A 13,562-nucleotide genomic window follows, 5' to 3' on the forward strand; every position below is an offset into this window, starting at 1 on the left:
AGGAGGGCGGAGGGTCAGCGGCCGGGGGCGGCCCAGGCGCGGGCGCCGCCGATCCAGGTCTCGCGCACGCCGATGGAGGCGAGTTCGGCCGGGTCCGCGGTGAGCGGGTCGCTGTCGAGGACCACGAAGTCGGCGAGCATGCCGGGAGCCAGGGCGCCGACCGCGTGTTCGCGGTGCAGGGCGGCGGCCGCCGCCGCGGTGTGCGCGTGCAGGCCGTCCGCGACGGGCATGCGCAGCGCGGCGTCGCCAAGGACGGTGCCGAGTACGGTGCGCCGGGTGGCCGCCGCGGAGATCGCCTCAAGGGGGGCGGGCGGTGCGACGGGCGCGTCGGAGCTGAAGACGACGGGCACGCCCGCGGCGAGGCAGGTGCCCGCCGGGTTGTAGCGGTGGCCGAGGTCGCCGACGGCAGTGAGCGTGCCATCGCCCGTGCGAAGGTGGTGCTGGGGCTGCATGACGGGTACGACGCCCAACTCGCCCATGCGGACGATCTGTTCGTCGGTGGGCAGACCGGAGTGCTCGATGCGGTGGCGGATGCCGGGCCGCTCGCGGTCGGCCTGCGCCTTCTCGACGGCGTCGAGCACCATGCCGATGGCGAACGGGGACTGGGCGTGGGTGGCGGTCTGCAGGCCCGCGCGGTGGGCGCGGCCGACGAGCTCGGCGTACTCCTCGGCCGAGTGGTAGAGCTGCCCGTGGTGGCAGCAGTCCGCCGCGTATCCGTCGGGGAAGTACGCGGTCCAGCCACCGAGCGTGCCGTCGGCGTAGAACTTCACGCCCTGGACACGGAAGTGGTCGTCGCCGAAGCCGTTCACGACGCCCAGGTCGAGCGCGGTGTCGAGGAGCGCGGAGGTGAGGTAGGCGGAGACGCGCAGGCGCAGTGAACCGTCCTGACGGGCCCTCAGGTAGGTCTCCATCTCGCGGCGTGAGGCCTGGGCGTCACCGACAGTGGTGACGCCGGCGGCGAGGAAGACCTCCTGGGCGCGCAGGAGGTGATCGGCCATGATCGCGTCGGGTTCGGAGAGGTGGAAGTTCGGCCCGTGGTTGCCGATCTTCACGCCGCCAGGTCCGGTGAGCAGGTCGCAGGCCGCGTCCCAGAGCTGTCCGTCGGGTTCGCCGGAGGGCAGCCGGCCGATGCTGCCGCCCTCGGGGTCGGGGGTGCCCGCGGTGACGCCGCAGGTGCGCAGGGTGTGGGAGTTGACGACACCGCCGTGACCGGAGGCGTTCATGACGTACACCTCGCGGTCGGTGGCGACGCGGTCGAGGTCGTGACAGGTGGGGTGGCGGCGTTCGGCGAGCCTGCGGTGCTCGTACCCGAAGCCGCGCACGGGGACTCCGGCGGGGAGTTCGCGGGCGGCGTCGGTGAGGACGGCGACGAGGGTCTCGATGTCGGGGACGCGTTCGGGCCGGCAGTCGACCCAGGCCAGGGCCTGTCCGTACATCACGGGGTGGCAGTGGGCGTCGACGAAGCCGGGGTGGACGAGGCCGCCGTCGAGTTCGAGGCTCTCGTCGATCCGGCCGCCGAGCGCGGCGCGCGCCTCGTCGGCGGTGCCGACGAGGACGACGCGGCCGCCGCGTACGGCGAGTGCCTCGGCGCGTACGGGGGTTCCGGCGGCGGCGACCGCCGCGCCGGTCACCAGGAGCGTGCGGTCGGCGTCATCGAGGGGGTGGTGCATGAAGGGGCCTGCTTTCGACCGTGGGACGACCATGAGGGCAGCCGCGCACAGAGAGGCGCGGCGAATGATTCGTTCGCATGGACGATAAGCAGCCGACGTTGACTTGACTAGATGTACCGCTGAGAAACTTTTCGTAAGTTCAGGCGAGCCATCACTTACGTATCATCCGGCCTGAGCCTCATTCGGCGGCCGGATCCTCGTAGCGCTCCTTGATGAGTTCCAGGTGCACCCAGCTCTCCACCGCTCGCACGCCCTTCACGGCCCGCATGTCCTCGACGGCCGTCCGGATCGCCGCGAGGGACTCCACCGTGATCGTGCCGACCAGGTCCGCGCGCCCCATGCAGGAGGACAGGAAGGAGACCTGGTCGCGGTCGGCGAGACGCGCGGCGACCTCATCCCGCTCCGCCTCGACGCGCACCGCGAAACCGCACAGGATGCCGAGGCCGAGGAGTTCGGGACGCACCAGCGCGAGGACCTTCGCGACGCCGCCGTCGAGGAGCCGCAGCGTGCGCGCGCGGGCCGCACCGGCCGACAGGCCGACCCGCTCGGCGAGCTCGGCGAACGGGAGGCGGCCGTCGGCCTCCAGCTCGCGCAGGACGAGCTGGTCGGTCTCGTCGAGTTCCGTGACAGCCGGCTCGCCCGCGAGCAGATACGGGTCCTTGAGGTGACGGGTGGAGATCAGCGGGTCCACGACGTCGACACCGGGCAGGCAGCGGACGCGTTCGATCGCCCGGTCCAGATCGGCGATCCCCTTCGTGCGCAGCTCGGCCATGACCGCGTAGCCGCCGGCGGTGAGCGTGACGAACGGCGCCTCGGGCATGGCGGCGATGGCGCGCGCCACGGGCCCGGCCAGTCCGCGGACACCGATCGACAGATGCGCCGACGCGGTGAGACCCCGGACGGCGGGGTGCACGACGGCCGCCACACGCACACCGCCGCCCTCGAGCAGCCGCTGGACGCGGGCCCGGGTGGCGGGCCGGGAGAGGCCGACCCGCTGCGCCAGCGTCTCGTACGTCAGACGGCCGTCCGCCTGCAGCTCGCGGACGACGGCGAGGTCGATGTGGTCCAGGTCCACCGGGGCTTCCCCTCAGCTCGGCTGCCCGGGTACGGCCGCACCCGGGGTCGGCGCCCATTGTCGACCACGGGGACACGCGTGCCGGACACCCGTGACGCCCATCACGGACGCCCGTCTCATGCGGACTGGACAATTATGGAAGACGAAACGTAACTTCAACACCGAAGCGACCGACGAATCATTCGTCACCCTGAGTTCGTCGCTCCAAGCGTGGGGAGAAATGTGATGGGTCAGCCGGTGGTGGTCTTCACCGACCCCGAGGAGCTGGATGTCGAGCCGGGCGCGCGCCTGCTGCGCGACGCGGGCTTCGAGGTCCGCGTGGTCGGGAGCCGCGACCCCGCCAGGATCGCGGCTGCCGCGCACGACGCCGAGGCCCTGATCGTCGGCTACGCCCCGGTGGACGCGACCCTCCTGGACCGGCTGCCGACGGTGCGCATGCTGGCCACGATGTCCGCCGGTTACGACATGGTGGACACCGCCGAGGCCCGCCGGCGCGGCCTGTGGGTGAGCAACCTGCCGCACGCGGCCACCGAGGACGTCGCCGTGCACGCACTCGCGGCCACCCTCTCCCTCGTGCGCCACCTGCCGCACGCCGACACCACGGTGCGGACCGGCGGCTGGAACACGGAGTTCGGAGAACTGCCGCGCCGGGCCAGTGAGTTGACGCTCGGCCTGGTCGGGTTCGGCCGTATCGCCCGGGCCCTGGCGCGGATGGCGGCGCCCGTCTTCGGCCGCGTGGCCGCCTTCGACCCGCACGCCGACCCGGCCGGCTGGCCGACCGAGGTCGACCGGCTCGACCTCGACGAGCTGGTGAGCCGCGCCGACGTGCTGTCCCTGCACACCCCCCTCACCCCGCAGACCCACGGTCTCGCGGACAAGGCCCTTCTCGCCCGGATGCGGCCGGGCTCGTTCCTCGTGAACGTCTCGCGCGGTGAACTCGTCGACCCCGACGCGCTCCTGCGCGCGCTGGACAGCGGGCACCTCGCCGGGGCCGCGCTCGACGTGTTCCCGGTCGAACCCCCACCCACCGACGACCCGTTGCGCACCCACTCGCGCATCCAGCTCTCCCCGCACAGCGCGTTCCTGTCCGACGCCTCGCAGCGCGCGTACGTGTGCGCTCCCGCCGAGAACGTCATCGCCTGGCAACGCACCGGCCGCCCGCTCACGCCCGTGGTCGACCCGACCCTCGAAGGAGCCGTCTCGTGACCGACCTGCTGACCCCCGCCACCGATCAGGACGCCGCGCAGACGGAACTGCGGCTGCGCCGCGAACTCGCCGCCGTCTACCGGCTCGTGGCCCACTTCCGCATGACCGACCTGATCTTCACGCACATCTCGCTGCGCCTGCCGGGCCCGGACCACCACTTCCTGATCAACCCGTACGGGCTGCTCTTCGAGGAGATCACCGCCTCCAACCTGGTCAAGATCGATCTGTCCGGGAACCCGGTCGAGCCGACCCCCTATCCGGTCAACCCGGCCGGGTTCGTCATCCACAGCGCGATCCACGCCGCCCGCGAGGACGCCCACTGCGTCCTGCACACGCACACCAAGGCGGGCTGCGCCGTCGCCGCACAGCAGGGCGGGCTGCTGCCGCTGAACCAGATGTCGATGGAGTTCCACAACCGGGTCGGCTACCACGACTACGAGGGCGTGGCGCTCAACCTGGACGAGCAGAAGCGCCTCGTCGACGACATCGGCGGCCACCCCGCGCTGATCCTGCGCAACCACGGCCTGCTCACCGTCGGCGGGAGCGCGGCCCAGGCGTTCCTGCGCATGTACTACCTGGAGAAGGCCTGCGAGATACAGGTCACCGCACAGGCGGGCGGCGTCCCGCTGACCGTGCCGTCGCCGGAGGTGTGCGAGTACACCGCCCGGCAGCTCGCGGGCGAGGCGGAGGCCGACTCGGACTTCCAGGACGAGGACGCGTACGAGCTGGCGTGGGCGGCAATGCTGCGCCTGCTCGACCGGATCGCGCCCGACTACAAGGACTGAACAAGGACCGAGCAAGGACCGAGCGGGAACCAGGAGCTGAACCGAGCGTCAGCGGAAGTGGACGGCGGGGCCCGCTTGGGGCCCCGCTCGCCCTTCGTACGGTGGTGCTTCGCCTGGAGTTAACCCGCGCGTCACCCCGCGACCGCCATGGTCGGCAAGCATCTGTTCTTCCGATCGCGGTTTCACCAGGGGGAACGACAGTGCAGAGCGCCCGTGCCAGACGTGTGATCAAGCGGAGCGCTCCGGCCGGCGTGGCTTCCCTCGCGGCCGTGCTCCTGCTCGCGGGGTGCGGCGCGGGCGGCCCGGGTGACTCCGACGGTCAGGCGTCCTCGGCCGGCGCCTCCCCCGTGGCGGACATCGACTGCGCGGGCAAGAGCCAGGTTCCCGGCTCGGGTTCGACCGCCCAGCAGAACGTGATGAAGTACTGGATCGACCAGTACCAGCGCGCCTGCCCCGGCGTCCAGATCGCGTACAACCCGCTCGGATCGGGCGCCGGTGCCGCCCAGTTCCTGCGTGGCGCGACCGCGTTCGGCGGCTCGGACAGCGCGCTGAAGCCCGAAGAGGTCGAGCTGTCGAAGCAGACGTGCACCGGGGGCCGGGCCATCAACCTGCCCATGGCCGGCGGCCCCATCGCGGTCGGCTACAACCTGCCCGGCGTCGACGACCTGGTCCTCGACGCCGCGACCCTCGCCAAGATCTTCGACACCCGGATCACCACCTGGGACGCCCCGGAGATCCGCGCGCTCAACCCCGGCGCGGAACTGCCCTCGACCCGCATCCGCCCCGTGCACCGCTCGGACGACTCGGGCACGACGCAGAACCTGCAGGCCTACCTCGCGGGAGCCGCCCCGGCCGCCTGGCCCTACTCGGCGGAGAAGTCGTGGCAGGGCAAGGGCGGCGGCTCGGCGAACGGCTCCAGCGGTGTCGTCTCGCAGGTCAACTCCTCGTACGGGTCGATCGGTTACTTCGAGCTGTCCTTCGCCGCGAGCAGCCAGGTACCGACCGTCAGCATCGACACGGGCACGGCGGAGCCCGTCGCGCCGTCGCCGGAGTCCGCGTCCGCCGGAATCGCCGCGGCCCGTGTCGCCGGCGAGGGCAAGGACATGTCGCTGAAGTTCCGCTATGGTCACTCGGCCGCGGGGGCGTACCCGATCGTCCTGGTCACGTACGAGATCGTGTGCGACAAGGGCAACCGGGCCGCCACACTCCCCGCGCTCAGGTCCTTCCTGACCTACACCGCGAGCGACGAAGGCCAGCAGGCGCTGACCCGGATCCACTACGCGCCGCTTCCGGACACGGTCGCGACCCAGGTGCGGGAGACCGTGCAGTCCCTGTCCTGACGGCCGCAGGACCGCGCCGTCCGAGCGCACTCGGCCCCAAGTACCCTGACGTCACCGGGAGTTCGCGCGGCAGTGCGTGACGCCCCGTTCCCCTCGTCGCCCGTGAGTGTCACCATGCTGAGCCCGGGCATGTCCCGCGGCCTGACGGGAGGCTCATATGGCTCAGGTGTACTTGCGGCGGCTGTCTCGGTGGCAGGCGGAGCAGCAGCGAGACTCCGTCGCCGACGTGTATGTCTCGGCGTACCACGGGGCCGCGGGGGCCGAGTACCGCGACCGGCAGGGGTTCCTGACCCGCTTCGAGAAACACGGCCGGCGTCCCGACTTCGACATGGTGGTGGCCGACTCGGGCGGCCTCGTCGGCTGCGTGTACGGGTTCCGGGCCGACCGCACCGGTGACTGGTGGGCGGGCTTCCGGGGTGACCTGCCGACCGAGTTCGAGGAACTCACCGCGTCCGGCCGGGCCTTCGTCCTCGCCGAACTGATGGTGCTGCCCGCCCATCGGCGCCACGGCGTCGCGACGGACCTGCAGGTACGGCTCCTCACGCGCCACGACACCGATCTGATCGTCGCCGCGGTGGACCTGCCGGACCCCGCAGGCCCTGAGGTGCCGGGCTCGACGCTGCTGCGCTCCTGGGGCTGGCTGAATCTCGGCACATCGGACCCCGGCGACGCACCTGGAGCGCGCGACAGGCAGCTGTGGGTGCGCAGGCCCCTGAGGTGAGCGCCCGGCCCTCCCCCACGCGCGGTCTATAGCCTCTCCCCATGGGTCTGGACATCACCGTTCTCGTCGTCGACTGGGACCACCTCGGGCGGATACCTGCCGCTGAGCGCCTCGCGATGCTTGAGGACGCCGCGTACCCGGACGACGGCTGCGACGACGGTGGCGGTGCGGCCGCGCGGGTCGAGCACGGGTGGGTGAGGTGGCCCGAGATGCCGTGGTGCGCCCTGTACGAGTTCTTCGAGACGCTCGGTTCGTTCAAGCCGCACTTCTGGGCCGGCCAGGCGTGGGAGGACGTCCGTGACTTCGCCGAACCCGGCCTGCGGGCCGCGCTCGACGCGTTCCTGGCAGGGCTGTTCTGGATGGGCCTCGACGATGACGCCGACACGGGCACGAGTACGGGTACGGAGGACGAGCCGGCCGTCGGGCTCTTCCCCGCCGAACCGGACCCCTGGCACCCTCGGCTGCTCGTCGTCCGTACGCCGGAACAGGTTCCGGACCTGGCGCGCGCGTGGGCCGTGGCCGCGCCCCTTCTCGAAGGGCTCCGCGAGCCGTACGCGATGCACGCGGAGCGTCCGGGGCGGTGGATCGCGAACTTCGAGGAGTTCGCCATGCTGCTCCGCGACTGGGGCGAGGTCGTGACCGAGGCGTCCCGGAGCGGCCGTGGCCTGATCGGACTCCCGATCTGACGACGACATATGACGACGTGTGATGACAGCTACGGACATCGCAGGACGGCTGAAGACCGCTGCCGTCGAGGTCCCGTACCGCCTCCCACCTCCTACGACCGGCCTCGGACCGCTGTTGACGCGCATGGGATGCTGAGGCGTCCGCGGATCATGGCTGGATCAGGAGGGTGCGGCAGAGTGAGGGCAGTGACACGGGTGACGAGGATCGGAGGCACGTGGGACCGGTTCGTGGCATCCGATCCGGGGCTGCTGCGGCTGATGGCGGGACTGCGGACGGTCGGCGCGATCGCGCTCACCCTGGCCGTTCTCGCGGCGTTCCACACCGATGTGACGCACATGGTCGCCGGCGCCATGGCCGCGATGGTGGCCACGTTCGCGATCAGGGAGAAGGACGTACGCGGCCAGGCCGTCACCCTCGCCCTCGGCCTGCCCGTGGCGCTTGCGGCGGTATCGCTGGCCGCGCTGCTGCACAACCAGGTCGTCGCGGGTGACCTCTTCTTCATCGCCCTGATCTTCGGCGCCGTCTACAGCCGCCGCTTCGGGGACCGCGGCACCGCGCTGGGCCTGATCGGCTTTCAGATCTACTTCGTCTCCCTGTTCGTGAGCGCGACGGTGTCGTCGCTGCCACGGCTGTACGCGACGCTGGCCGTCGCCTTCGCGTGCAGCGCGGTCGTGCGCTTCGCCGTCGTACCGGAGACACCGGAGCGCGTGCTCGGCCGGCTGCGGGACGCGTTCAGGGCGCGGCTCGCGCAACTGGTGGGCACGCAGGCGGAACTGCTCGACGCCGAGCCGGACCAGCTGGAGAAGGTCCTCGACGACCTGCGGCGGGGCACCGCACGGCTGCACGAGACGGCGCTGATGATCCAGGGCCGCCTGGAGGAAGGCACCCGGGACTCGGCCACGGCCGCCCTCGTGCAACGCAGGGTCGCCGACGCCGAGATCGCGGCCGAACGGCTCGGCGTCCTGCTGCTCAACGCCCGCAGCGCCGAGCGTGCCGACACCCTCACCCTGCATCTGCCGCACGCGCCCGTGCCGGAGCCGTCGAAGCGCCTGTACGCCGACGACGACGTGACGGCGACCCTGCGCCGCGACCTCAACGCTCTGCACCTGCTCGTCGCCCGCCCGGTGACGGGCAACCACGGGACGGCAGTCGCGCACGTACGCAACCGGCTGCTCGCCTACCGCGACGAGGACAATCTGCCGCGCGGCTCCGCCGCCGTGCAGGACGTCTTCCGCGGGATCGGTGAGGCGGCGCGCGCCGTCATGGGTCTGCGGGTCGCCCTCGACGGGCCGCAGGACGAGTCCGACGACTCCCCGGCGACGACGCGCTCCCGCGAGGAACTCGACGCCGAGGACCTCGCGATCACCAGCTCCGAGCAGGACGAGGACGACAAGGACGACCGCACCGGGCTCCGGCGGCCCACCACGCGGGCCGCGTTCCAGGTCGCGGTGGGCTCGTCCCTGGCCATCGTCGGCGGCGAGTTCCTCTCCAGTCAGCGCTGGTACTGGGCGGTCCTGACGTGCTGGGTGGTCTTCCTCAACACCGCGTCCACGGGCGAGATCCTGGTCAAGGGCTACCGCCGGCTTCTCGGCACGGTGTTCGGCGTGGTCGCCGGTGTCGCGCTCGCGGGCGTGGTCGGCAACCACACGTGGACGGCGTTCGCCCTCGTCCTGGTCTTCATCTTCGCGATGTTCTTCACGGCGCCGCTGTCGTACGCCCTGATGTCGTTCTTCGTCACCGCGATGCTGGGCCTGCTCTACACACTCCTCAACACGTACAGCCTGGACGTGCTCGTCCTGCGCATCGAGGAGACGGCGCTCGGCGCCGCGTGCGGCATCGTCGCCGCGGTGCTCGTGCTGCCGGTGCACACGGACCGCCGTACCGACGAACTCCTCAGTACGGTCCTGGTCAGGCTCGGTGACGTCGTGTCGGCGGCCGTGGAGCAGCTCAGCGGCGGGCCCGCGGTCGATCTCCTCGACAAGGCGCGGGACCTGGACACGGCCCTGGACGATCTGCGCGCCTCCACGAAGCCGCTGACGCACCCGATCACGCCGCTGCGGGTGCGCAGGCAGACGGCCCGCTATCTGGTGGCACTCCTGGAGACCTGCGCCTATCACGCCCGTTCTCTGGCGGCGACGGCCGAGCTCGTGCCGTACAGCAAGACCATCGCGGCGGATCCGCGGCTCGAGCGGGCCGGGGTGCGTATCGCGCACAACATCGACGTGATCGACGCGCATGTGCGGGACGAGAAGACCGGCGGGGAGGTCCAGGCGGGCGCGAGCATCGCCTCGATGCTGGAGGCGGACGGGCCCGGAGCGCTGCGCTCGGGCACGGTCACCTACCGCGTGCTGCGGCATCTCCAGCGACTCGACGAGGGAGTCGTGGGTCTCGCCCGGCCGCTCGATGTGCCGGTCGCGGGGCGACGGCGCTGAGGGGTGAGCCGCTGAGCGGTGAGGCGCTCAGGGTTGAGGCGCTGAAGGTTGAGGCGTTTCTGGAAGGCGGGAATGGAGCGGGCCGGGGCGGCCTGATCGGCCGCCCCGGCCCGTCGCTGTGTCCGTCCGCCGGCTTTCGAGTGGCCGGCGGTCAGGCGTCGTACTTCAGGCTCAGAGAACGCCGGACTCGGAGATGGTGACCTTCGCCGAGGGCGCGCCGCTGCGGGAGCCGAGGCCCTCGATCTTCTTGACGAGCTCCATGCTGGACTCGTCGGCGACCTCACCGAACACGACGTGCTTGCCGTCGAGCCAGTCGGTCACGATCGTGGTGATGAAGAACTGCGAGCCGTTCGTGTTCGGGCCCGCGTTGGCCATGGAGAGCAGGCCCGGCTTGGTGTGCTTGAGCTGGAAGTTCTCGTCGGCGAACTTCTCGCCGTAGATGCTCTTGCCGCCCGTGCCGTTGCCGGCGGTGAAGTCGCCGCCCTGGAGCATGAACTGCGGGATGATGCGGTGGAACGACGACCCCGCGTAGCCGTAGCCCTTCTCGCCCGTGGCCAGGGCGCGGAAGTTCTCCACCGTCTTCGGGACGACGTCGTCGAAGAGGTTGAAGCTGATGCGCCCGGCGGGCTTGTCGTCGATGGTGATGTCGAAATATGCCTTGATTGCCATGACGACATCCTTGCACTCCCCATGACCCGTGCGCTCCTCGGGCCGGGCTTTCGCAGGTCGCTCGGGCCGCGCGTCCACTCGTTCGGCCCGCCCCCGCATCGGCGACCGGGCCGCTCCCCGCTGAACGAGGCGCCCCGCCCGTACGTACGTGAAGCGAGGGGACGGGCCGGTCGGCGCTCTCAACGCCCGTTCTCCTCAAGGTCGTTGACCTGTTGTCCGTACGCCGTTTCGCACGTTGGGGAGTCTGGATGAGGCACGCGCGACGCACCGCCCGGCGGATCACACGCCTTGCTGCCGTCGGCGGCCTGCTCTGCGGAAGCCTGCTGGTCACGCACGCGATAGCGAGCGAACCCGGCGCCTCCGGCCCGCCCGTCCCGGTGGGCGAACGGCTGGTGACGCAGCTCGGCACCGCCCGTACGGCGGGCAGCTGGCTCGGCGCGGACGGGCGGACGGTGGTCGCGGTGACCGACGCGGGCGCCGCGGCGGACGTGCGGCGGGCCGGGGCGCGGGCCGAGGTCGTGCGCCACAGCATGCGCGACCTGCGCTCGGCCGCCGCGACGCTGCGGGCGGCGCCCCGCGTGGCCGGTACGGCGTGGGCGATGGACTACGGCTCGAACGAGGTCGTGGTGCGGGCCGACTCCACCGTCTCCGCCGCCGACTGGTCGCGGCTGGCCGACGTCGCCAAAGCCATCGGCGCGTCCGTCCGCATGGAGCGGACCCGTGGCACGTTCACCACCCGCGTCGACGGCGCCTCGCCGATCTTCGCGAGCGGCGGGCGCTGCTCGGCGGGCTTCGACGTGACCGACGGCAGTGACGCGTTCCTGCTGACCGCGGGGCACTGCGGCCCGGTCGGCACGACATGGTTCGCACGACCCGGCGACGCCACGGCACTGGGCACCACCGTGAGCGGCACGTTCCCCGGGAACGACTTCTCCCTCGTGCGTTATGACGATGGGGTGCCTCACGCAGAAAGTGACGTCGTCGCCATCGGCGGAGGCCGTGGCGTACGCATCACCGGGGCGACCGATCCCGTGGTGGGCCAGCGGGTCTTCCGCAGTGGCAGCACCACGGGGTTGCACTCCGGCCGGGTGACGGCGTTGAACGCGACGGTGAACTACCCGGAGGGCACGGTCACAGGACTCATCCAGACCACGGTGTGCGCCGAACCCGGCGACAGCGGCGGCCCCCTGTTCGCCGACGGGCTCGCCCTGGGCCTGACGTCGGGCGGCAACGGAAACTGCGATGCCGGGGGCACGACGTTCTTCCAGCCCGTCGGAGCGGCGATGACGGCCCTCGACGTACGCCTGGCCGGCGCGTCCGGGGACGCCGGGTCGGAGGCGGGGGCCGGTTCCGGGCAGGCGCGGCCCGGCGGCGACGGCTCAGCCCCGTCCACGCCTCCCGCAGGCTCCGAGGCGGGCGCTCCGGGTGGGGGCGGAACGGGTACGGGAGTGGGCACGGGTACGGGTCCTGGCACGAACATGGGCGGGGCCGCCGAGACCGGGGACGGCACCGTCTCCGGCACGGGAACCAGCACTGACACCGGCCCGGTCGCCGCGATCTCCAGGGTCGTGAACACCCGCAGCATCGGCCCGGGCCTGCTGGTCATCGGCGGCAGCCTGATCGCCCTCGTGGCGGTGCGCTCCATGCGCTCGTCACGTCTGTCACGGCGGGGGCGCGGGGCCTGGTCCTAGGTGATTCGACGGTGCGGCTGTGCGTGGCACTCCTTCAGAACAGCGGCCTCAGCGCAGGAGACGTACCGTCGGCCCCCACCCCTTCAGGCCTTCAGCTCAGACTGGACAGTCTGGGCTGAAGGTTTTAGCGTGGACGCATGAACAACGCCGAGGGCATCGACCACGCCGAGGGCATCTCAGAATCCGCGGACCGTGCCGCGCGGGAACTGCGCGTGATGTTCAGCCGCCTTCGGCGCCGGCTCCGCGAGGTCTCCGACAGCCAGGACCTCACCCCGTCCCAGGTCTCCGCACTCAACCGGCTCAGCAAGGCGGAGGCCGCCACGGCCAGCGGCCTCGCCGCCGCCGAGGGCGTTCGGCCGCAGTCGATGGCCGCCACGCTCACCGCGCTCGACCAGCGCGGGCTGATCGAGCGCAGGCCCGACCCCGAGGACGGCCGCCGCCAGCTGGTCACCCTCACCGACGCCGGCCGCGAGAGCGCGGAGGGCACCCGGCAGGCCCGCGGGGAATGGCTGGCCCGCACCTTCCAGGACGGCTACTCGGAAGAGGAACGCCGGACCATCGTCACCGCACTGACCCTCCTGGAACGGCTCACAGAAGCCTGACCGGAGCCCCCCAAAACAATCGATCCACCCCGAAAGGCCCACCCATGGCTCTCACCACCCTCGACGAGCACACCGCTCTCGTTGTCGTCGATCTTCAGAAGGGCATTGTCGGCGCACCCACGACTCCGTACAGCGGCCCCGAAGTCGTCGCCCGCTCGGTCGAGTTGGCCGATGCCTTCCGCGCACACGGCCTGCCGGTCGTCCTCGTGCGCGTCAGCGCCGCCCCCGACGGAGCGGACGCCGTGCCGGGGCGCAACGAGACTCAGGGCCGCACCGGCGCCCGGCCCGAGGGCTGGGACGTCATCGTGGACGAACTGTCCGGCCACCCCGAGGACATCACGGTCACCAAGCGCAACTGGGGCGCCTTCTTCGGCACGGACCTGGACCTCCAACTGCGCCGCCGCGGCATCACGCAGGTCGTGCTGACCGGCGTCGCCACCAGCATCGGCGTCGAGTCCACGGCCCGCGCCGCCCACGAGCACGGCTACCACGTCACCCTGGCCACCGACGCGATGACGGACCTGGATGTGGAGGCGCACCGCAACAGCATCGAGCGGATCTTCCCGCGCCTCGGCGAGAGCGGCACGTCCGAGGAGATCACCGAACTCCTGGCGAAGACCCGCGCCTGACAGGCGAGTTGTGCCCGACGGCCGCCCCGCCACTGGTCGGATTCCGGACGGTACG

12 protein-coding genes are annotated in these 13,562 nt (G+C 71.6%); 9 read left to right on the forward strand and 3 right to left on the reverse strand.

Annotation, left to right across the window (positions count from 1 at the left end):
- Positions 1-14: 14 nt before the first annotated feature.
- Positions 15-1,670 (reverse strand): amidohydrolase, encoded by a 1,656-nt coding sequence (locus tag OG574_RS05305; RefSeq protein WP_326772101.1) that lies wholly within the window; start codon positions 1,668-1,670, stop codon positions 15-17.
- Positions 1,671-1,848: 178 nt separating this feature from the next.
- On the reverse strand, positions 1,849-2,745 hold the full coding sequence (locus OG574_RS05310; protein ID WP_326772102.1) for an Lrp/AsnC family transcriptional regulator: 897 nt from the start codon (positions 2,743-2,745) through the stop codon (positions 1,849-1,851).
- A 225-nt stretch (positions 2,746-2,970) separates the two neighbouring features.
- Between OG574_RS05310 and OG574_RS05315 the strand changes: the two genes are divergently transcribed.
- The 6 genes from OG574_RS05315 (at position 2,971) to OG574_RS05340 (ending at position 9,916) form a co-directional block, all read left to right on the forward strand.
- A complete protein-coding gene (locus tag OG574_RS05315; RefSeq protein ID WP_326772103.1) occupies positions 2,971-3,951 on the forward strand; it encodes a C-terminal binding protein in 981 nt (326 codons plus the stop codon).
- Positions 3,948-4,736, forward strand: coding sequence for a class II aldolase/adducin family protein (locus OG574_RS05320; protein ID WP_326772104.1), 789 nt, complete (start codon positions 3,948-3,950; stop codon positions 4,734-4,736). The genes OG574_RS05315 and OG574_RS05320 overlap by 4 nt, the downstream gene beginning before the upstream one ends.
- Before the next feature lie 251 nt (positions 4,737-4,987).
- A complete protein-coding gene (pstS, locus tag OG574_RS05325) occupies positions 4,988-6,076 on the forward strand; it encodes a phosphate ABC transporter substrate-binding protein PstS (RefSeq protein WP_326772105.1) in 1,089 nt (362 codons plus the stop codon).
- Positions 6,077-6,233: 157 nt separating this feature from the next.
- Positions 6,234-6,797: a hypothetical protein gene (locus OG574_RS05330; protein WP_326772106.1), complete on the forward strand. Its 564-nt coding sequence runs from the start codon at positions 6,234-6,236 to the stop codon at positions 6,795-6,797.
- Between the two features lie 41 nt (positions 6,798-6,838).
- The gene (locus OG574_RS05335; protein ID WP_326772107.1) at positions 6,839-7,483 is read left to right on the forward strand and encodes a hypothetical protein; all 645 of its coding nucleotides are present in this window, start codon (positions 6,839-6,841) and stop codon (positions 7,481-7,483) included.
- Between the two features lie 258 nt (positions 7,484-7,741).
- Positions 7,742-9,916, forward strand: a complete 2,175-nt coding sequence (locus OG574_RS05340) for an FUSC family protein (RefSeq protein WP_326778369.1) — start codon at positions 7,742-7,744, stop codon at positions 9,914-9,916.
- Between the two features lie 171 nt (positions 9,917-10,087).
- Here the strand turns inward: OG574_RS05340 and OG574_RS05345 are convergent, their stop codons facing one another.
- Positions 10,088-10,585 carry a peptidylprolyl isomerase gene (locus OG574_RS05345; protein WP_100593257.1) on the reverse strand — a complete coding sequence of 166 codons (498 nt, stop codon included), beginning with the start codon at positions 10,583-10,585 and terminating at the stop codon, positions 10,088-10,090.
- 248 nt (positions 10,586-10,833) lie between these two features.
- On the opposite strand from OG574_RS05345, the gene OG574_RS05350 reads away from it, so the two are divergent.
- The 3 genes from OG574_RS05350 (at position 10,834) to OG574_RS05360 (ending at position 13,507) form a co-directional block, all read left to right on the forward strand.
- Positions 10,834-12,276, forward strand: a complete 1,443-nt coding sequence (locus tag OG574_RS05350) for a S1 family peptidase (RefSeq protein WP_326772108.1) — start codon at positions 10,834-10,836, stop codon at positions 12,274-12,276.
- 137 nt (positions 12,277-12,413) lie between these two features.
- Complete coding sequence (locus OG574_RS05355; protein WP_326772109.1) at positions 12,414-12,878, forward strand: MarR family winged helix-turn-helix transcriptional regulator; 465 nt, start codon at positions 12,414-12,416, stop codon at positions 12,876-12,878.
- A 44-nt stretch (positions 12,879-12,922) separates the two neighbouring features.
- Positions 12,923-13,507 carry a hydrolase gene (locus OG574_RS05360; RefSeq protein ID WP_326772110.1) on the forward strand — a complete coding sequence of 195 codons (585 nt, stop codon included), beginning with the start codon at positions 12,923-12,925 and terminating at the stop codon, positions 13,505-13,507.
- Positions 13,508-13,562 lie beyond the last annotated feature (55 nt).

It is taken from the genome of Streptomyces sp. NBC_01445 (assembly GCF_035918235.1).
Lineage (GTDB): Bacteria > Actinomycetota > Actinomycetes > Streptomycetales > Streptomycetaceae > Streptomyces.

What these genes read in the sequence shown, in the direction of transcription:
- OG574_RS05305 (WP_326772101.1), bottom strand. Translation starts at nt 1,670, where the DNA reads ATGCACCACCCCCTCGATGACGCCGACCGCACGCTCCTGGTGACCGGC.
- OG574_RS05315 (WP_326772103.1), top strand. Translation starts at nt 2,971, where the DNA reads ATGGGTCAGCCGGTGGTGGTCTTCACCGACCCCGAGGAGCTGGATGTC.
- OG574_RS05330 (WP_326772106.1), top strand. Translation starts at nt 6,234, where the DNA reads ATGGCTCAGGTGTACTTGCGGCGGCTGTCTCGGTGGCAGGCGGAGCAG.
- OG574_RS05335 (WP_326772107.1), top strand. Translation starts at nt 6,839, where the DNA reads ATGGGTCTGGACATCACCGTTCTCGTCGTCGACTGGGACCACCTCGGG.
- OG574_RS05340 (WP_326778369.1), top strand. Translation starts at nt 7,742, where the DNA reads ATGGCGGGACTGCGGACGGTCGGCGCGATCGCGCTCACCCTGGCCGTT.
- OG574_RS05345 (WP_100593257.1), bottom strand. Translation starts at nt 10,585, where the DNA reads ATGGCAATCAAGGCATATTTCGACATCACCATCGACGACAAGCCCGCC.
- OG574_RS05350 (WP_326772108.1), top strand. Translation starts at nt 10,834, where the DNA reads ATGAGGCACGCGCGACGCACCGCCCGGCGGATCACACGCCTTGCTGCC.
- OG574_RS05355 (WP_326772109.1), top strand. Translation starts at nt 12,414, where the DNA reads ATGAACAACGCCGAGGGCATCGACCACGCCGAGGGCATCTCAGAATCC.
- OG574_RS05360 (WP_326772110.1), top strand. Translation starts at nt 12,923, where the DNA reads ATGGCTCTCACCACCCTCGACGAGCACACCGCTCTCGTTGTCGTCGAT.